Origin of the sequence: Kitasatospora sp. Root107 (assembly GCF_001424875.1) — a bacterium.
In the GTDB taxonomy this organism is placed as follows: Bacteria; Actinomycetota; Actinomycetes; order Streptomycetales; family Streptomycetaceae; genus Kitasatospora.
The window spans coordinates 511,254-528,210 of the sequence record NZ_LMCT01000001.1; the positions used below are offsets into that span (position 1 = coordinate 511,254).

At 71.7% G+C, this 16,957-nt stretch carries 16 protein-coding genes and 1 tRNA gene; 7 read left to right on the forward strand and 10 right to left on the reverse strand.

Annotated elements, in window-relative coordinates:
- Window positions 1-21 precede the first annotated feature (21 nt).
- Entirely contained in the window at window positions 22-438 is a 417-nt protein-coding gene (gene mscL / locus ASC99_RS02235; protein WP_057227509.1) for a large conductance mechanosensitive channel protein MscL, read from the forward strand.
- Window positions 439-488: 50 nt separating this feature from the next.
- Here mscL and ASC99_RS02240 read toward each other — a convergent pair whose 3' ends face one another.
- Both ASC99_RS02240 and ASC99_RS02245 read right to left on the reverse strand, forming a co-directional pair.
- Window positions 489-680: a hypothetical protein gene (locus ASC99_RS02240; protein ID WP_235502738.1), complete on the reverse strand. Its 192-nt coding sequence runs from the start codon at window positions 678-680 to the stop codon at window positions 489-491.
- A 110-nt stretch (window positions 681-790) separates the two neighbouring features.
- Window positions 791-1,762 carry an RNA polymerase sigma factor RpoD/SigA gene (locus tag ASC99_RS02245; protein ID WP_063856954.1) on the reverse strand — a complete coding sequence of 324 codons (972 nt, stop codon included), beginning with the start codon at window positions 1,760-1,762 and terminating at the stop codon, window positions 791-793.
- 346 nt (window positions 1,763-2,108) lie between these two features.
- Here ASC99_RS02245 and ASC99_RS02250 point away from each other — a divergent pair, with 346 nt between their 5' ends.
- The 3 genes from ASC99_RS02250 (at window position 2,109) to ASC99_RS02260 (ending at window position 7,284) form a co-directional block, all read left to right on the forward strand.
- Entirely contained in the window at window positions 2,109-2,999 is an 891-nt protein-coding gene (locus ASC99_RS02250; protein WP_057227515.1) for a phosphatase PAP2 family protein, read from the forward strand.
- 304 nt (window positions 3,000-3,303) lie between these two features.
- A complete protein-coding gene (gene murJ, locus ASC99_RS02255; protein ID WP_235502737.1) occupies window positions 3,304-5,262 on the forward strand; it encodes a murein biosynthesis integral membrane protein MurJ in 1,959 nt (652 codons plus the stop codon).
- A gap of 162 nt (window positions 5,263-5,424) precedes the next feature.
- Window positions 5,425-7,284, forward strand: a complete 1,860-nt coding sequence (locus ASC99_RS02260; RefSeq protein WP_057228038.1) for an N-acetylmuramoyl-L-alanine amidase — start codon at window positions 5,425-5,427, stop codon at window positions 7,282-7,284.
- A gap of 22 nt (window positions 7,285-7,306) precedes the next feature.
- Here ASC99_RS02260 and ASC99_RS02265 read toward each other — a convergent pair whose 3' ends face one another.
- From ASC99_RS02265 to ASC99_RS02290, 6 genes are all read right to left on the reverse strand, one after another.
- The gene (locus ASC99_RS02265; RefSeq protein ID WP_057227517.1) at window positions 7,307-7,669 is read right to left on the reverse strand and encodes a YrdB family protein; all 363 of its coding nucleotides are present in this window, start codon (window positions 7,667-7,669) and stop codon (window positions 7,307-7,309) included.
- Between the two features lie 120 nt (window positions 7,670-7,789).
- Window positions 7,790-7,862: transfer RNA gene (locus ASC99_RS02270), tRNA-Arg, on the reverse strand.
- A 151-nt stretch (window positions 7,863-8,013) separates the two neighbouring features.
- Complete coding sequence (locus tag ASC99_RS02275; protein WP_057227519.1) at window positions 8,014-8,832, reverse strand: alpha/beta fold hydrolase; 819 nt, start codon at window positions 8,830-8,832, stop codon at window positions 8,014-8,016.
- 170 nt (window positions 8,833-9,002) lie between these two features.
- Window positions 9,003-10,301, reverse strand: coding sequence for an MFS transporter (locus tag ASC99_RS02280; protein ID WP_057227521.1), 1,299 nt, complete (start codon window positions 10,299-10,301; stop codon window positions 9,003-9,005).
- The gene (locus tag ASC99_RS02285; RefSeq protein WP_057228040.1) at window positions 10,298-11,404 is read right to left on the reverse strand and encodes a PLP-dependent cysteine synthase family protein; all 1,107 of its coding nucleotides are present in this window, start codon (window positions 11,402-11,404) and stop codon (window positions 10,298-10,300) included. Before ASC99_RS02285 ends, ASC99_RS02280 begins: the two co-directional genes overlap by 4 nt.
- Before the next feature lie 180 nt (window positions 11,405-11,584).
- On the reverse strand, window positions 11,585-12,007 hold the full coding sequence (locus ASC99_RS02290; RefSeq protein WP_157531332.1) for a hypothetical protein: 423 nt from the start codon (window positions 12,005-12,007) through the stop codon (window positions 11,585-11,587).
- Between the two features lie 245 nt (window positions 12,008-12,252).
- On the opposite strand from ASC99_RS02290, the gene ASC99_RS02295 reads away from it, so the two are divergent.
- On the forward strand, window positions 12,253-13,221 hold the full coding sequence (locus tag ASC99_RS02295; RefSeq protein ID WP_057227526.1) for an LPXTG cell wall anchor domain-containing protein: 969 nt from the start codon (window positions 12,253-12,255) through the stop codon (window positions 13,219-13,221).
- Window positions 13,222-13,382: 161 nt separating this feature from the next.
- On the opposite strand, the gene ASC99_RS02300 is transcribed toward ASC99_RS02295, so the two are convergent.
- Entirely contained in the window at window positions 13,383-13,871 is a 489-nt protein-coding gene (locus tag ASC99_RS02300) for a hypothetical protein (RefSeq protein WP_057227528.1), read from the reverse strand.
- Window positions 13,872-14,058: 187 nt separating this feature from the next.
- Between ASC99_RS02300 and ASC99_RS02305 the strand changes: the two genes are divergently transcribed.
- Window positions 14,059-15,360: a diacylglycerol kinase family protein gene (locus ASC99_RS02305; protein WP_057227531.1), complete on the forward strand. Its 1,302-nt coding sequence runs from the start codon at window positions 14,059-14,061 to the stop codon at window positions 15,358-15,360.
- A 56-nt stretch (window positions 15,361-15,416) separates the two neighbouring features.
- The gene (locus tag ASC99_RS02310; protein WP_057227533.1) at window positions 15,417-15,965 is read left to right on the forward strand and encodes a phosphatase PAP2 family protein; all 549 of its coding nucleotides are present in this window, start codon (window positions 15,417-15,419) and stop codon (window positions 15,963-15,965) included.
- Between the two features lies 1 nt (window position 15,966).
- On the opposite strand, the gene ASC99_RS02315 is transcribed toward ASC99_RS02310, so the two are convergent.
- Entirely contained in the window at window positions 15,967-16,926 is a 960-nt protein-coding gene (locus ASC99_RS02315; protein WP_057227535.1) for a phosphotransferase family protein, read from the reverse strand.
- Window positions 16,927-16,957 lie beyond the last annotated feature (31 nt).

The window sequence follows — 16,957 nt, forward strand, 5'->3', positions numbered from 1 at the left end:
CCAGGCCTCGTTCAGCGCGGCATGAAGGGCTTCAAGGAATTCCTGCTCCGCGGCAATGTCATCGACCTCGCCGTCGCCTTCGTCATCGGCGCGGCTTTCACCAAGGTCATCAACGCTTTCGTCGACGGCGTCATCAACCCGCTGGTCGGGGCGTTCGGCGCCAAGGACCTGGCGTCCTACTCGTCCTGCCTGAAGGGCCCCTGCGAGGTGGACGCCGACGGGAAGGTCACCTCCGGCATCTTCATCCTGTGGGGCTCGGTGCTCAGCGCCGTGCTCACCTTCCTGATCACCGCGGCGGTGGTCTACTTCGTGCTCATCGTCCCGATGAAGCACCTGATGGCCAAGCGCAAGACCCCACTCGAGGAGGCCGCCGAGGCGGAGGCCAAGGAGGTTCAGCTGCTCACCGAGATCCGCGACGCCCTGGTCCGCCAGCGCTGACCCACCCGCAGTCCGCCCACCCGCTCCGCTCGCGCCCGGCCGCCGTCCTGCTATCCCCCGTGGTGCGGCGGCCGCTGACTCCGGTACCAGTCGATCCCGCGCCCCGTACTCTCCCGGGCACCGCCCCAGCCCTGGTCGGTGTCGTCGCTGGTCTGCCGGTCGAAGGGGTCCTCGAAGACCAGCTTCGGCTTCGGCTTCGGTTCCTGCTCCGGCTTCTGCTGCTCGGGCTGCTGCTCCGGCACCACGCCACTCCCTCTCACTCGCCCGACTGCTCCCCCAAGCCTAGGCCGCAACGGCAACGGACCCCGCCGGGGCCGAAGCCCGGACAGGGTCCGTGTACTGCCGCACCGGCTCAGGCGGCTTCGAAGCCCGCGTGGTCGGCGATCTTCTTGAGCTCCGCCAGCGCGTGCTTCTCGATCTGGCGGATCCGCTCCCTGGTCAGCCCGTGCTGCTTGCCCACCTCGGTGAGCGTCCGCTCACGGCCGTCCTCCATCCCGTACCGGGACCGGATGATCGAAGCCGTCCGGTCGTCCAGCCGGCCGATCAGATCGTCCAGCTCCTCCCGACGGAGCATCACCATCACGGCGTCCTCCGGCGAGACCGCGCCGGTGTCCTCCACCAGGTCACCGAACTGGGTTTCGCCCTCGTCGTCCACCGCCATGTTCAGACTGACCGGGTCACGGGCCCAGTCCAGCACGTCCTTGACGCGCTGCTCCGTGGTGTCCAGCTCGGCGGCGACCTCCGCCGGGTCGGGCTCGCGGCCCAACTCCTTCGCCTTCTCGCGCTGCACCCGCCGGATCCGGCCGAGCTCCTCCACCAGGTGGACGGGGAGCCGGATGGTGCGGGACTGGTCGGCGATCGACCGGGTGATCGCCTGCCGAATCCACCAGGTCGCGTAGGTGGAGAACTTGAACCCCTTCGCGTAGTCGAACTTCTCGACCGCCCGGACCAGGCCGGCGTTCCCTTCCTGGATCAGGTCGAGCAGCGGGAGACCGCTGCGCGGGTAACGCCTGGCCACCGCCACCACCAGTCGGAGGTTTGACCTGATGAAGACGTCCTTGGCGCGCTCGGCGTCCTCGGCTATCGCCTCCAGCTCCGCCCGCTTCGTGCCTTTGGGCAGCGGCGGCTGGTCCAACAGGTGCTGGGCGTAGACACCGGCCTCGATCCGCAGCGACAGCTCGACCTCCTCGGCGGCGTCGAGCAGCGGCGTCCTGGCGATCTCGTCGAGATACATACCGACAAGGTCGCGGTCGGCCTCAAGGTTGTTCGGGCGGGCCGCGCGAGTCCGGTCGGCCCTGTCGCGAACGACGGCACGAGTGGCCATGCTTGCTCCCTTGCTGCTGGTGCCGGTCTTCGGATCTCGCCCCGCCAGGTGTGAGCCGGGGCAAAGAGATGCGGGCCTCGGAGAGGCTCACACGTAACGATCCAACGCACAGAATTCGGACAACATTCCCAACTCACCCAGTTTCTTCTTCCGATGCAGTATCCTGCGACTTTTCACCCGCGATCATGAACGCTTGGTGACATCGCGACGACCGGGAGTGCTGGGCGGACTTTCGGCACTCCGTCAACGAACGACGGCACCCATCCGCAGCTTCTCCGCGCAAAAGATGCCAAATCGCTATCGCTCCGGGGCCGGATCCACCACTCGCCCTGGGAAGGTGTCAGCCATGTACCCGCCCATCGACGGCACCCGCGCCGATACCGGGTCGGCCGCCCCCGCCGTCCGCCGACGGCAGCGTCTGCTGATCTGCTCGGCCCTGGCGTTCGGCTCCGCCGCACTGCTCGGTGTCCTGCTGGCCCTGGTGACGGCCCACTGGGGCCCGCTGGCCCGGCTCGACCGGGGCTGGGTGAACTCACTGCACGGCTACGCGCTCCAGCACAACATCTGGACGGCGGCCATGCAGACCCTCGCCGACATCGGCAGCACCATCACCATGCGGGTGCTGCTCGGCCTGGCGGCGGTCTGGCTCTGGGCGATCGGCGCCCGCACCCTCGGCGGCTGGGCCGCCACCCTGATACTGACCGGCTGGCTGGCCAGCTGGCTCGGCAAGAACGTCGTAGGCCGGGAACGGCCGCGCTTCGCCGCCCCGGTCGCCCAGGCCAGCGGGTACTCGTTCCCGTCCGGCCATGCCCTCGCCTCCGCCATCACCTGCGCCGCGCTGGTGATCCTGATCTGGCCCCGGGCGAACCGGGCCGGCCGGGCGGTGGCCTGCACCGCCGCCACGCTCGCCGTGCTCGCGATCGGCTGGACCAGGATCGCGCTCGGCGTGCACTGGCCGAGCGACGTGCTGGCCGGCTGGCTGACCGCCGCCCTGGTGGTCGGCGCCGTCACGCTCGCCGTCGAGTTGTGGCAGCCCGGCGCCCTGTCCCGGGACGTCCGCCGGGTCGACTGGCGGACCAGGCCACGGATCCAACGCGTACTGGCCACCGGCGCCCCGGGCCCGGACCTCGATCCCGACCTCGGTTTCGACCAGGCCTTCACCCCCGCCCCGAACCCTGGCCCGGGCCTCGCCCCCGAGCCGCTTCGGAGGCCCGCCCGCCGAGCTGACGGTCCGTGAGAAGCGTCACATCCTCGTTCGAGGATCGCACCGGGAGGGAAGGGACAGGGGCCCACCAACCGAATCAGTCCCGGTCGGTACCGGAAAAATCGGGACCAACTACCCCGTGCACGGCAGTTCGGGGCGGGTGGCCACCCGCCTCCCCGCAGGTCGGGAGATGTCCGGCACACGGCACGGATCTCCCCATCAAGTGCCGCAGTGAGGCAGACTGCTGCCGCCGGGTGTGCCTGCACCCGGCCGGGCCGGGCAGTCGCAGCACAGCAACCGCACGTCCACTGCCCAGGCACCGAGCGACGGGGGGCGAATGACCATGCACACGACGGACGGGCCCTCCGGCCCGTACGACGACCCGCCCACCATGCCGCTGCGTCAGATATCCGACGACCAGGTGATGCCCGGCACGGGCCAGCCGACCGTCCAGCTCGGCCAGCAGGTGCCCAGCCCCCGCCTTCCGTACGCCCCGGTCCCGCCGCCCCCGGTCCCCCCGGCCGTGGCGCCGCCCGCCGAGGCGGCCAAGCCGGCCTCCACCGCCCGCAACGGCATGATCATGGCGCTCGGCTCGCTGACCTCACGGGCGCTCGGCTTCGTCCGGGCCGGCGTGATCACCGCCGCGCTCGGCACCGGTTTCATAGCCGACGGCTACGCGGTGGCCACCATGCTGCCGAACACGATCTTCATCATGCTGATCGGCGGCGTGCTCAACTCCGTCTTCGTCCCCGAGCTGGTGCGCGCCGCACAGCAGCACGCGGACAAGGGTGTCGCCTACACCAACCGCCTGCTGACGGTCTGTGGGGTCGTGCTGGTCACGATCACCGCGGTGGCCTTCTTCTGCGCCCCGCTGATCGTCGACAGCTACACCCCCTACGGCCCCGGCGACACCGTCCAGCGCGACCTGACCATCGCGCTGGCCAGGTACTGCCTGCCGGCCATCCTGTTCTACGGCTTCTTCGGGTTGCTCGGCCAGGTGCTCAACTCGCGCGACAGGTTCGGCGCGATGATGTGGGCGCCGGTGCTCAACAACGTCGTGGTGATCGCCGTCTTCAGCCTCTACCTGGCGATCTTCGTGCACGCCAAGGACGCCGGGGACGTCTCCGACGGGGCGACCATGCTGCTCGGGCTCGGCAGTGCCTTCGGCATCCTGGTCCAGGCGCTGGCCCTGGTGCCCTCGCTGCGGGCCTCCGGCTTCCGCTACCGCCCGCGCTTCGACTGGCGCGGCTCCGGCCTGACCACCCCGCTGCGGGCGGCCGGCTGGGCGCTGCTGCTGGTGGTGGTCACCCAGCTGGCCTTCATGGCGATCACCAACCTGGCCACCGGCGCGGCGTCACTGGCCAAGCACGACGGCCTGACCCAGGGCCTGGGCTACACCCCGTACAACAACGCCTATCTGCTCTTCATCGTCCCGCAGGGCATCATCACGGTCTCCCTGGTCACCGCGATCCTGCCGAGCATGTCCCGCTCGGTCACCGCCGGCCGGTTCGAGGACGTCGGCCGCGAGCTGGCGCACACCCTGCGGAGCTCGGCCGGGATGATCGTCCCGGCCTCGGCGATCTTCCTGTCGCTGGCCGGCCCGATCGCCGCCCTTGCCTACCAGCACGGGCCCGGCGTGACGGACGCGGACATCGACGTGGTCACCCAGATCCTGATGGCCTTCGCGCTCGGCCTGCCCGCATTCTGCGCCCAGTACGCGCTGGCCCGCGGCTTCTACGCGATGAGCGACGCCAAAACCCCGTTCTGGCTCACCACGATCACCTCCGGCAGCAACGTGCTGCTCTCCTGGGCCGCGTACCTGGTGCTGCCAAGCCGCTGGATCATCGTCGGGATGGCGGGCGCACACACCGTCGCGGTGCTGATCAGCGCGGCCATCACCGGGCGCGCACTCGGCCGCCGGCTGCGCAAAGAGGGCGCCGCCACCGCGGCCCCGCTGCCCGCCGACGCCACCCTGGAGCTCGGCACCGGCCATCGTCCCCGGGTCCGCAGCGGTCTGGACGGCGGCCGGCTGGTCGCCCTGCACCTGACGCTGGCGCTCGCCTGCGCCCCGGGCGCGCTCGCCGCGTACTGGCTGACCGGCAAGCTCGACTCGGCGCTGGGCGGCGGGATGCCGGCCGCGCTGGCGGCGCTGGCGGCCGGTCCGCTCGCGGTGCTGGTCTCGGTGCTGCTGCTGGCCCGCCCGCTCGGTGCGGGTGCGGCGGTCGCCCCGCTGGCCCGCAAACTGCGGATCCCCTACCCGGAGCCGGCGGTCGGCGGCGGCAAGCACCGTCGCTGACCACAGCCGACGCACCGTCAGAACCCTGCGCCGGCAGGGCTTGTGACAGACCCGTGACACCTCCACGCCCCTCGTTCGGTCGCGGACGGCCGACCGGCTGTTAGCGTCGGCCGAGACCGGTCCAGCGGCCGGATCGGACGCGGGGTGGGTCTGCTGACACCGTTGACTGTCGTACTCCGAAGGCGCCAAGGCCCCGCCGGCCGCCCGGCCCGCTTCGCCGCCGCCGTGGTCACGGCGAGCACCGGGCTCGCGCTGTTCTCGATCGCCGCCTCGGCCGCCCCGGTGACCGGTTCGGACGCCCGGCAGCGCCAGTTCGCCGCCGCAGCCGCCGAGTTCGAGGTGCCGCAGAGCGTGCTGCTGGCACTCGCCTACCGGCAGACCCGCTGGGAGTCGCACAACGGCGAGCCGAGCACCACCGGCGACTACAACGTGATGGGCCTGACCCAGGTCGACCTGCCCGGTCAGGACAGCCCGGCCCTGCACACCTTGGACGAAGCGGCCGCACTGCTCGGCCGCCCGGCCGAACAGCTGCGTACCGACCCGCAGCAGAGCATCCGGGGTGGCGCCGCACTGCTCGCCAAGTACCAGAAGGAGAGCGGCGGTTCACTCGGTACCGGTCCGGAGACCTGGTACAACGCGGTGGTCCGGTTCAGCCGGACCGCACCCGCTGCAGGTGGCAACGTCTTCGCCGACCAGGTCTTCGAGACCGTCCGCGAGGGCGTGGCCAGGACCACGACGGACGGTCAGACCGTCAGCACGCCCGCCGACCCCGCGCTGACCGTGGACCGTCCGGTGCCGGCCCGCTCCGCCACGCCGGGCGACCTGGAGTGCCCGGCGACCCTGAGCTGCCGGGGCGCCTGGGCCGACGACGCCAACTACGCGGTCACCGACCGCCCGGCCGACGGTCAGAAGATCGAGTACATCGTCATTCACGACACCGAGGCGTCGTACGACGACACCGTCTCGACCTTCCAGGCCCCGGCCACCGAGGCCAGCGCGCACTACCTGATCGGCGCCGGCGACGGCCGGGTCGCCCAGTTGGTCAGCACCGGGAACACCGCCTGGCACACCGGCAACCGGACCTTCAACATGCACAGCATCGGCCTGGAGCACGAGGGTTACGCACTCGGCCGGAACCATGACAGGCGGCCGACCTGGTACTCCGAGCAGCTCTACCGCTCCTCGGCCGAGCTGACCAAATACCTGGCCGGGAAGTACGGCATCCCGCTGGACCGGCAGCACATCATCGGCCACGACGAGATCCCCAAGCCGGTCGACTCGGTGCCGCCGATGCACTGGGACCCGGGCACGTTCTGGGACTGGTCGCACTACATGGACCTGGTCGGCGCGCCGATCCGCGCCACCACCGGTGGTTCGCCGACGGTCGGTGGAGTGGTCACCATCGCCCCGCCGTTCGACGCCACCAACCGGCCGCCGGTGGCCGAAGTGCGGCCGCGCCCACAGAACTTCGTCCCCCTGCGCACCTCCCCCGACGACGCGGCCCCGCTGATCAGCGGCGGCACCACCGCGGCCTCGGACGTCCGCGCCAAGGCCGTCGCCGGGAGCAGCTACGTGGTGGCCGACCAACAGGGCGACTGGACCGCGATCTGGTACGACGGCGTGCAGGGCTGGTTCCCCAACCCGGACGGCCGGAGCGCCGCCGCCGACAACCGGCCCGGCCGGCACGTGGCCACCCCGCGCGCCGGTGTCGCAAGCATCCCGCTGTACGGCCGGGCGTTCCCGGAGCCGGCGGCCTACGCCAGGTACCCCGGCGTGACGTACGACGCCGCCGTGCACAGCCCAGTCCCGCTGAACATGAGCGTCCCGGCCGGGCAGAAGTACACCCTGCTCAGCGACACCCCGGTCAGGGGCGACAACTTCTACGACGTCGACGGCGTGCGGGCCGTGGTGACCGGGGAGGACACCTACTACCCGGTCCGCTACGGCCACCGGCTGGGCTTCCTGAAGTCCACCGATGTCGAGCTGACCGCCGCCGCCACTGCCCCTTACCCTGCGGACTGACCGGCTGCCGTCATCGCTCGCTTCACCGGTGCATCCAGGCCCGCCGGTCCAGGGTCGCCAGGGTGGTGTTCACCACCGCCACGCCGGCGAAGACAACGGCCCACCCGGGTCGGCCCACGCCGTACAGGGCGGCCACCGCAGCACCGAACACCAGCGCCTTCACGGCCAGAACTCCCGGCAGCGGCACCGGTATCCGGGCCTTCGGCGCGGCGAACAACCCCCACAACACGGCCGCCGCCACAGGAGCGGCCACCGCCAGGAGCAGCCGCAGCACCGTGGAGTCGGGGAACTGCCACCCCCACCAGGCGAGCACGGCAAGCGCCGCCACTTCCAGGACGAAGGCCAGGCCCTCGTTGGCCACGTGCAGGGAGGTCGGGAGCTTCATCCGGCTGCCATCCTTCGTCGCAAGAACGAGCACGAGCACAGGCCCGGACCGACTGCGGCGTCCGCCCCACGCACGGGGAAGGGCCCCGAACCGCAGTGGTTCGGGGCCCTTGGCCAGGTGTGCCCCATGCAGGATTCGAACCTGCGACACCGGCTTTAGGAGAGCCGTGCTCTATCCCCTGAGCTAATGAGGCGGGGGCCTGTGGAGACAAGCACCAGGTCAGACGGTGTGTGAGAACTCGGACGGTTGCCGTGAGGCCGCCGCCGACCGTTCCCACTGCGGGATGACCGTCTGACCGATGACAGACTAGCGGATCGTGCTGTCGGGGATCTCCTCAGTTCGCATCAGACGCCCGTGTGGGCGCCGGTGGCGGCGAGCTCGCGTACCGCGTCGGCGACGGCTCGGAAGTCCTTGCGCAGGATCTTGGAGTGGTTGCTCGCGACCTTCGCGCTGACCCGGATGTTCGGGTTGCGGGCGAGCACCGGGTCGAGGTTGGCGCGGATCTGTTCCATCAACTTGGCGTCACCGCCCAGGTTTCCGCCGGTGGCGAGCACGTACCGGGCTGGGACGGTCAGACGGTCGAAGACCGGGTTGAGGGCGGTGGGCGCGCAGAGCTCGTTGGCCTCGATGTTGATCTCGGCGTGCTGCGCGGCGCTCATCCGTGCGGCCAGGCCGAGCGGGCGGGCGATCGGGAACAGCGGGCTCATCTTGCGGAACAGCTTGCGGATCTGTTCCCGGGCGGCATCGTCGAGCCACTCGTGCGGCAGGGCGCCGTCCACGGACACCGCGCCGAGGGCGCGGTCCGGGTTCTGGGCGGCCCAGTGCACGGCGAGCATGGCGCCGTAGGACCAACCCACCAGGATCGGCCGTTCCGCTCCCCTGGCGGTGAGGACGGCGTCGAGGTCGCGCAGGCACGCCTGGAACGAGTAGTCCGTGGCGCGCTTCGACTTGCCGCGGGCGCGCTCGTCGTAGGTGATGTGCCGGTAGTCGCTGCCGAGTTCGGTGATGACGCGCCGCCAGTGCGACTGGTCGGCGTAGGAGCCGTTGAGGTAGACCACGGGACGGCCGGAGCCGCCGGTGTCGGTCACGGCCAGTGCGGTGTCGTCGATCGACACCATGCCGGTCCAGGCGGCTGTCGGGGCGGGGGCGGTGAACTTCTGCATCATGCTCTCCTGGCTCGTTGTTTCGAATGAGTGAAAAGCTACGTTGCATTCCATGATCTGGCAACAAGTTCACCGCGCCAAAATCGCATCACTGCAGGCCAAAGCCAAGAAATCGTTGCGGCAGCCTCGAATCAAATGCAACGGCAGCCGCCCCTGACGTTGCAATGAGATCAACGTGAACGCTCCGGGACGGGCTGGGGTTCGGTCGGGGACGGGGTCAGTCTGCCGCTGCGGCGCAGGGCGTTCAGTGCGGCAGCGCACGCCAGGCCCAGGAGCAGGAGTGCGATCCAGGGGATCGCCGACAGGCCGGCCGCGCGGGACGCGTCGAGTGCGGCTCCGGTGAGCAGGTTCCCTGCGGTGATGCCGACGCCGCAGATGGTGTTGTAGAGGCCGTAGTGCGTGGCGACCAGACGACCGCGGGCGAGGGTGACGATGGTGTCCATCTCGAACGGGTAGGCGATCATGGTCCCGATGGCGAGGAGCAGCGCGCAGGCCGCCGGGGGGACGACCGCCAGCACCCACCGCCCTGGTCCGGCTTCGGGAACCGGAACTGCCGCCGCGAAGAGCAGGGGCAGGAACGCCGCCGCCATCGCGAGCAGCCCGACGGCGAGTGCGTGACCGGACGGGAGCCGCTGCCTGCACCAGCGGGTGACCCGGGTCTGACCGAGGATCGTGGCGATTCCGGAGACGGCGAAGAGCGCCGCGACTCCGGCGGTGCCGACTGTGCCCTCTCCTCCGATCCGACGTACCTCCAGGGGTAGCGCGAGGTAGACCTGGAAGGCGAGGACGTACGAGCCGATCATCGCCCCGGAGAAGAGCAGGAACGGCCGGTTGGCGAGGATCGACCGCCATTGCGACAGGACGCTCTCGCGGTCGGCCGCCTTGCTGTCCACGGCTGTTCGGGCCGGCAGTGACCGGATCTGAATGACGCTCAGCACCGCGAAGATGCCTGCGGCCGTGAGGCAGGTGATCCGGAAGTCGATGCCGGTGAGCACCATCCCCACCAGCGGGCCGAGCAGGATGCCCGCCTGGTAGAAGATGTTGAACAGCGCGAAGGCCTCCACCCGCCGCTCACCGGCGTCCTGGGCCAGGTACGCGCGTACCGCCGGGTTGAACAGGGCGCCGGCCAGGCCGGCTGCCGCCGAGGCGAGCAGCAGCGCGGGCAGCGAGTCGACCAGGCCGAGCGCGGCGAAGCCGAGGGTGCGCAGCACGCAGCCTGCGACGATCAGCGGCTTGTAGCCCCAGCGGTCCGCCAGGGTGCCGCCGAGCAGAAACATGCCCTGCTGGCTGAAGTTGCGGACGCCCAGTACGAGGCCGACCAGCCAGCCGGCCAGACCCACGGTGCCGGCCAGGTGCTGCGCCAGGTACGGCATCAGCATGTAGAAGCCGAGGTTGATGGTGAACTGATTGGTCAGCAGGAGTCGGACGCTCCGATCGAAGGAGCGCACCTGCGCAAGGGTCGACTTCACCGGGCGTCCCCGTGGCTACCGCGCAGGGTGAGCGGGTCGACGACGTCGGCGCAGCGGGTCCAGCCGGTGACCTCCCGCTCGTCCAGCCGCGCGATGGTCTGCGGGTGGCCGGCGGGCGGGCGTTCGAGCAGGTTGTTCGTGGTGCAGTACTCGTCGTCGTAGACGGTTTCCAGGTAGCGCTGCGGGCCGTCGGGGAAGATCGCCGCGATCCGGGTTCCTTCGGGCAGAGTACGGGCCAGCCAGTCCGCGACCAGGGCGACCGCGCCCACACTCCAGCCGCCGGTGGCGTAGTGCGCGGACGCCAACTGGCGGCACGCCCAGACTGCTTCGTGGGGTGCGACCCAGTGCACCTCGGCGAAGGACCGGTAGTCGACGTTGCGGGGGTAGATGCTGCTGCCCAGACCGCGCATGAGCCGCGCGCGGGCGGGCTGGCCGAAGATGGTGGAGCCCACGGTGTCGACGCCGACCAGGCGCAGTTCGGGGAAGATCCCGCGCAGCACCCGGGAGACGCCGGCGGAGTGGCCGCCGGTGCCGACACTGGCCACCAGGACGTCCACGTGGCCGAGTTGGGAGGCCAGCTCGAGGGCGAGCGGGGTGTAGGCGGCGACGTTGTCCGGGTTGTTGTACTGGTCGGGGCACCAGGAGTCGGGGTACTTCGCCAGCAGCTCGGCCACCCGGTCACGGCGTGCCTGCTGCCAACCACCCTGCGGGTGCGGTTCGTTCACCGTGTCGACCTCGGCGCCGTAGGCGCTCAGCAGCCGCTGCATCGAGGGTTCGAGACCGGGGTCGGTAACCAGGACCACCCGGTGGCCGAAGGCCAGGCCGGCCAGCGCCAGCCCCAGGCCGAGCGTTCCGCTGGTCGACTCGATGATGGTGCCGCCCGGGGCGAGATCCCCCCGCTCCCGGGCCCGGGAGACCATGTGCAGGGCGGGCCGGTCCTTGATGCCGCCGGGGTTGAAGCCCTCCAGCTTCGCCCAGAACCCGCGCCCGGCCCGGGCGATCAAATCGGGAATCCACAGGGTCGGGGTACGGCCGACCAGCTGGGAGACGTCACCGCCGGGTTGGCCCGCGACAGGGGAGGACTGGTGACCGGACGGCAGCATGGGGTCGGAAAGGGAGTACATGATCTCGCTCTCGGAAGATGGCTGTCATGGCGAACGGCTCATCTCGTGCGCCCCACGGCACGCCACAGGTCATGCCGGAGCAGCGGAGCTCAGGGGCCTGGGGCGGAAATGGGGACGCACGGTGCCACCGCGTTCACACGCGAGGCACACCGGTGGGGCTCAGGTCCGGCTGACGCAGACCAAGGACAGGACGAGGCGACCGGACGGGTGGAGAGGTCTGCTGGAGTCAGCGCGGCCGGTCGGCGGCGCCGCGGACCTGACGATCCCGCAGAGGACCAGCGCACAGCCCAGCATCAGCAGCTCACCGGGCACCGGCACGCCCGCACCGCCGGAGACCGGGTGAGCCAGGTGGTGATCGGACTCGTGGGTCCCTTCCGGGCACCGGTCGGCAGGCGCCAGGCAGTTCGGCAGCAGGATGCTGTGTACGGGGCCGGCGGCCGCGGCCTCGCCGTGGTCATAGGCGGCGGCGCTGACCTGGACGGCCTGCACGAGGCTGTGGTTGTTCCCGATGGAGGACCAGAGGCCGAGCAGGGCGAGAACGGCGAACGCCGGTGCCACCAACCGCCCCTGAATCCCCGTCATGTATCGAGACGGTAGCAGGGGCGTTTCGGCTCAGGGGAGCTTTCAGAGATGTCATGCGCACGCAGAATTCCCACACGCTCCCGGGTGATACCCGCCTTTAACCGGAACTTATTGATCCGGATAGGATCCGCCCCGACCTACGTGCATCGCCACAGGTCAGCCGAGGTCCGGTCGTCCCGGGCCCTGCGGATCCCTTCCCCTTACCGTCACATCCCCCGGTGTGACGGCAGATCTTTGAGGTTTCCATGAAGCTGCGCCACACCCTGGCGATATCCGCTGCCACGACGCTCGTCGCGGGGGTCACCCTCGCGGCTGCCCCCTCGGCCCTGGCCGCTCCCGCGCTGGTTCCGGCAGTTGCTCCGGCCGCCCCGGTACAGGCGGGCGCCACCCTGTCGCTGAAGAACTTCCCCGCGCAGATCGCGGCCGGCGGCGCCGAGGTGACGTTCACCCAGGAGATCGCCAACACCGGTGGCGACGCCCTCCTGATCCCCGCGCTCCTTCTCAGCTCTGACGCGGGTCTGGCCACCGGCCAGGTCAAGGCGCAGTACAAGAACCCCGACACCGGCGTCTGGCACAACGCCTCCGTCGAGAGCAACGACCCCGACGGGCCCGGTGTCGTGGTCGTCCTCACCAAGTTCGGCGAGGACGGGCCCGAAGAGGACTCCTTCTACTTCCTCGAGGCCAACGGCAGCCTGAGCATCCAGGTGCGCCTGAGCCTGAGCGTCGGCGCCACGGCCGCAACGGCCTCCGCGCAGCCGCTCGGCCTGGTCTCCCCCCTCGACGAGGAGAGCGAGTCCGCCCTGCTCGACGGCCCCGCGAAGGCGTTCACCATCACCGCCCCCGCCACCTCGCCCTCGGCGTCCGCTTCCGCCTCGGCCTCCGCTTCGCCGTCCGCTTCTGCTTCGGCGTCCACCAAGCCGAGCGCCTCGGCGTCCGTCAAGCCGAGCGGCTCGGCGTCGGCAAAGGCCAGTGCCTCCGCGACGGCCTCGGCCACCGCTTCGGCCAAGCCCACGGCGGTGCCCACGGTCCTGCCGACCAAGAAGCCCTCCACCGACACGGTCACCAAGGCCAAGGACCAGGCCGCCGACCGCCTGGCCAGCACCGGCGGAGGAGACAACTCCACCGCCATCGCAATCGGCGGCGCCGCGGCCCTCGCCCTCGGTGCCACCACCCTGATCGTCCTGCGCCGCCGTAAGACCGCCGACGGCAGCTGACACCGCACCTCCGGCGAGCGGGCCGACGCTCGCCCGCCGACCGAGCCACCGCCCGGCCCCAGGACACCCTGGGGCCGGGCGTTCGCACACCGGCTGCTCCGGACGGCCTCGGCGGCGGCCAGGCCACCGGACGGCACCCACCCCAGTGGCCCGACGGACCGTCAGGAGTCGGCGGCTTCCTCGGCCGCCTTGACCTGCTCGGCGAAGTCGTCGGCCGGGATGCGTTCCACGGCCGCGCCGTGTTCGGCTGCGAACCCGTCGACGGGCTCGGCGGACTCCTCCTTGACGTCCAGGACCAGCAGCCCGGTGCCGTCCTCGACCCTCGGCCCGAGCACGATCAGACCGGCGCCGCCGGTCGCGCCCCGCCCCTCCTCGGCGGCGTTGCCGAGTGCGGCCCCGGCCGCGAAGCCGAGGAAGGCGCCGACCGGGCCGCCGAGCATCCCGATCAGCCCGCCGACCACGCCGGAACCGACCGTCGGCACACCCGCGCCCCGGACGAAGCTGTCGCCCATCTCCAACAGGCCGTCCGCCGAGCGCTCCAGCACCGCCGCCTGCCGCAGGCCCGGCAGGTGCTTGGCCTGCTCCAGCGCGGCGCGGCAGGCCTCGGGGTCGGCGAAGGCGAGCAGGACGACGTTGTGCTGGTCGGTCATCGCGGTCCGATCGGTCGGTGACGGTGTCTCAGGCAGAGGTGTCCCGCCATCCTGGACACAGCGGTCCGGGCGATGCCACAGGCCAGGCCCATTCAGGGTGCGGCGGGAACCGACGAGGTGTCACCCCGGCGTCGTGGCGGACAGGTGGGGCTGATGGGGTTGGGGCAGGATCGGGAGGGAGCCGGGAATGGGTCGATCGGTGGAGGGCGCGATGCGGGCACAGCGGTTGGCGCGGGTCGCGGTCGGGTGCGCCGGCGCGGCGGTGCTGGTGCTGGTGACCCTGGTCGGGCTGCGCGGGATCGGGGTGATGATCGTCGGGCTGATCGGGCTGGGCGTGGCGGCCGCCGGGGTCTGGTGGGCGCTGGCCCACCGGGGGCCGACCCGGGTGTTCGGGATGGTGCTCGCGGTGGCGGCGCCGGTCTGGGTGCTGGGCTTCCTGGTGAACAGCGGGATGGGCGTGGCCTCCCTGCTGGCGGTGGCGCTCTGGACCGGCGCGATGACGACCGCCGCGGGGGCGCTGCGGCAGGACCGCAAGGAGCGGACGGTCCGGGAGACCCCGGCCGAGCGGCCCAACCGGCCGGTGCTGATCATGAATCCGAGGTCCGGCGGCGGCAAGGTCGAGAAGTTCGGCCTGGTGGCGAAGGCCGAGGCGCTCGGCGCCCGGGTCCTGCTGCTGACCGACCAGGACGTGACCGAGCTGGCCCGACAGGCCGTCAGGGACGGCGCCGACCTGCTCGGCGTCGCGGGCGGCGACGGCACCCAGGCCCTGGTGGCGGCGGTCGCCGCCGAGCACCGGCTGCCGTTCCTGGTGATCTCGGCCGGTACCAGGAACCACTTCGCGATGGACCTCGGCCTGGACCGGACCGACCCGGCCCGCTGCCTGGACGCCCTCACCGACGGCGTCGAGCTGAGCGTCGACCTCGGGTCGGTGGCCGGCCGCCCGTTCGTCAACACGGTCTCCTTCGGCGCGTACGCGGAGATCGTGCAGAGCCCGGAGTACCGGAACGCCAAGGCGGCCACCGCACTCGGTGTCCTGCCCGACCTGCTGGCCAACCGGGCCGGCGCCCGGCTGACCGTGCAGGCGGACGACACCCGGCTGACAGACCCTCAGGCACTGCTGATCAGCAACAACCCGTACGAGACCGGCGACCTCCTCGGCGCGGGCAGCCGCCCCCGGCTGGACCGGGGCAGGCTGGGGGTGGTGAGCCTGCGGGTGGACGGCCCGGCGCAGGCCGCCGAACTGGCCCTGCGCGGCGAACAGGCCCAGGGGCTGACCGTACTGACGGCCCGGCAGGTGACCGTGACCGCCGACAGCGACACCGTCCCGGTGGCGGTGGACGGCGAGGCGCTCACGCTGCCGACGCCGGTCCGGTGTGCGATCCGGCCGGGGGCACTGCGGGTGCTGGTGCCGCGCGACCGCCCCGGGGCCACGGCCGTCGCACCGCTGCGGGACTGGCGACAGGTCGGCAGGCTGGCCCTGGGCCACTGACCCGGCGGCGGTGCGACAGGATGACGGAACCGGAGCGGAAGAGGGAGTGGCGATCGATGCGTAGCCCGACGATCGGACCGATCGTGCTGGACCTGGCGGCCCTGGACCGGGCGGTGTACGGCGTCATCGCGATCACCCCGACGCCCTCGCTGGACGGTGCGATGCGGCGGCTCTCGTACACCGCGAACCACTCGAAGATCTCTTTCGCGCTGGCCGGGCTGCTGGCGCTGCGCAGCGGGCCCACCCGGCGGGCGGCCCTGCTCGGGGTGGCCGCGATCGGGGTCGCCTCGGCCGCCGCCAACCTGCTGGGCAAGAACCTGGTGCGGCGGGAGCGGCCGGACCGGCTCGGCGCGCTGGTGCCCGAAGCCCGACACGTGCCGATGCCCACCTCGGCCTCGTTCCCGTCCGGGCACTCGGCCTCGGCCTTCGCCTTCGCCGTCGCGGTGGGGGCCGAACTGCCCCGGACCGCAGTGCCGTTGTGCCTGCTGGCGGCGACCGTGGCGTACTCCCGGGTGCACACCGGCGTCCACTACCCGGGCGACGTGATGGCCGGCGCACTCCTCGGCGTGGCCTCCGCCACGGCGGTCCGGATCACCCTGGCCTGACTCACTGCGGACCGAGCAGCAGGCCCTCCAGGTAGTGCTCCAGGCGGTCGGTCAGCAGGGCCGGGGTGAGGTCGGTGCGGCCCAGCTCACGCCAGGGCGTGGCGACCTTCTCCGCGTCGGGGGCGTAGGCGAGGGCGTCCAGCAGCCGCCAGTACCGCTGGGCCTCCCGGTCCCGGTCGAGGGTGCCGCCGGCGGCCGTGTAGCGAGCGGCGAACCGCAGGCCCTCGGCCGGGCCGTGCAGCAGCGCCAGTGCGGTGGAGCAGTGCGCCACGTCCAGATCGGCCGGGCCCCAGGAGGTCTCCACCCAGTCGACCACCCCGCTGATCCGCAGGTCCTCACCGGTGCCGCTGAACAGCACGTTGCCGGGGTGGAAGTCCCGGTGCAGGAAGGTGCCCCGATACGGCGGCGGGTCACGGTCGATCAGCCGCACCGCCTGCTCCCACAGCTCGGGGCGGCCGGTGCCCTGGGGGACCCGGACCCGCTCGGGACCGGTCCAGGCCTGGTAGGCGCGAGGGCGGGTGGTGACGGCGGTGCGGTGGATCGCCACCAGCTGGCGGGCCATCAGCTCCGCCCGGGGGCCGGCCTCGTCGTCGTCCAGCCGCACCTGGCCCGGCAGCAGGGTCATCAGCAGGGAGGGGTGGTCGCAGTGCAGGCCCGCCGGGTCCACGGCGTGCAGCGCGGCGGCGGGCACCTCGGTGGGGCCGAGCAGGGTCAGCACCTCGGCCTCCCGCCCGAGCAGCGCCTCGGCATGCTCCAGGAAGAACGGCTGGACGAAGGAGCGCAGCACCAGATGGGTGGGCCCGCCCTCCGGCCGGTCGATCCGCAGCCGCCGCATCTCGGAGGTCCAGCCCCCGCGCAGCCGCTCCGCCGCGCCGATCCGCTCCCCCGCCCCCAGGGTCGATGCGACCCAGGCCCGGGTGGCGGCCCAATAGTGATCGTCAACACGCTCTTCCGCAGCCATGGCGGCGACCCTATCGGGCAGGGTTAGCCCG

Coding starts and splice junctions, on each gene's coding strand:
- murJ (WP_235502737.1), top strand. CDS start 3,304: ATGACCATGCACACGACGGACGGGCCCTCCGGCCCGTACGACGACCCG.
- ASC99_RS02290 (WP_157531332.1), bottom strand. CDS start 12,007: ATGACGGGGATTCAGGGGCGGTTGGTGGCACCGGCGTTCGCCGTTCTC.
- ASC99_RS02310 (WP_057227533.1), top strand. CDS start 15,417: ATGCGTAGCCCGACGATCGGACCGATCGTGCTGGACCTGGCGGCCCTG.
- ASC99_RS02265 (WP_057227517.1), bottom strand. CDS start 7,669: ATGAAGCTCCCGACCTCCCTGCACGTGGCCAACGAGGGCCTGGCCTTC.
- ASC99_RS02315 (WP_057227535.1), bottom strand. CDS start 16,926: ATGGCTGCGGAAGAGCGTGTTGACGATCACTATTGGGCCGCCACCCGG.
- ASC99_RS02285 (WP_057228040.1), bottom strand. CDS start 11,404: ATGCTGCCGTCCGGTCACCAGTCCTCCCCTGTCGCGGGCCAACCCGGC.
- ASC99_RS02275 (WP_057227519.1), bottom strand. CDS start 8,832: ATGCAGAAGTTCACCGCCCCCGCCCCGACAGCCGCCTGGACCGGCATG.
- ASC99_RS02250 (WP_057227515.1), top strand. CDS start 2,109: ATGTACCCGCCCATCGACGGCACCCGCGCCGATACCGGGTCGGCCGCC.
- ASC99_RS02295 (WP_057227526.1), top strand. CDS start 12,253: ATGAAGCTGCGCCACACCCTGGCGATATCCGCTGCCACGACGCTCGTC.
- ASC99_RS02300 (WP_057227528.1), bottom strand. CDS start 13,871: ATGACCGACCAGCACAACGTCGTCCTGCTCGCCTTCGCCGACCCCGAG.
- mscL (WP_057227509.1), top strand. CDS start 22: ATGAAGGGCTTCAAGGAATTCCTGCTCCGCGGCAATGTCATCGACCTC.
- ASC99_RS02305 (WP_057227531.1), top strand. CDS start 14,059: ATGGGTCGATCGGTGGAGGGCGCGATGCGGGCACAGCGGTTGGCGCGG.
- ASC99_RS02245 (WP_063856954.1), bottom strand. CDS start 1,762: ATGGCCACTCGTGCCGTCGTTCGCGACAGGGCCGACCGGACTCGCGCG.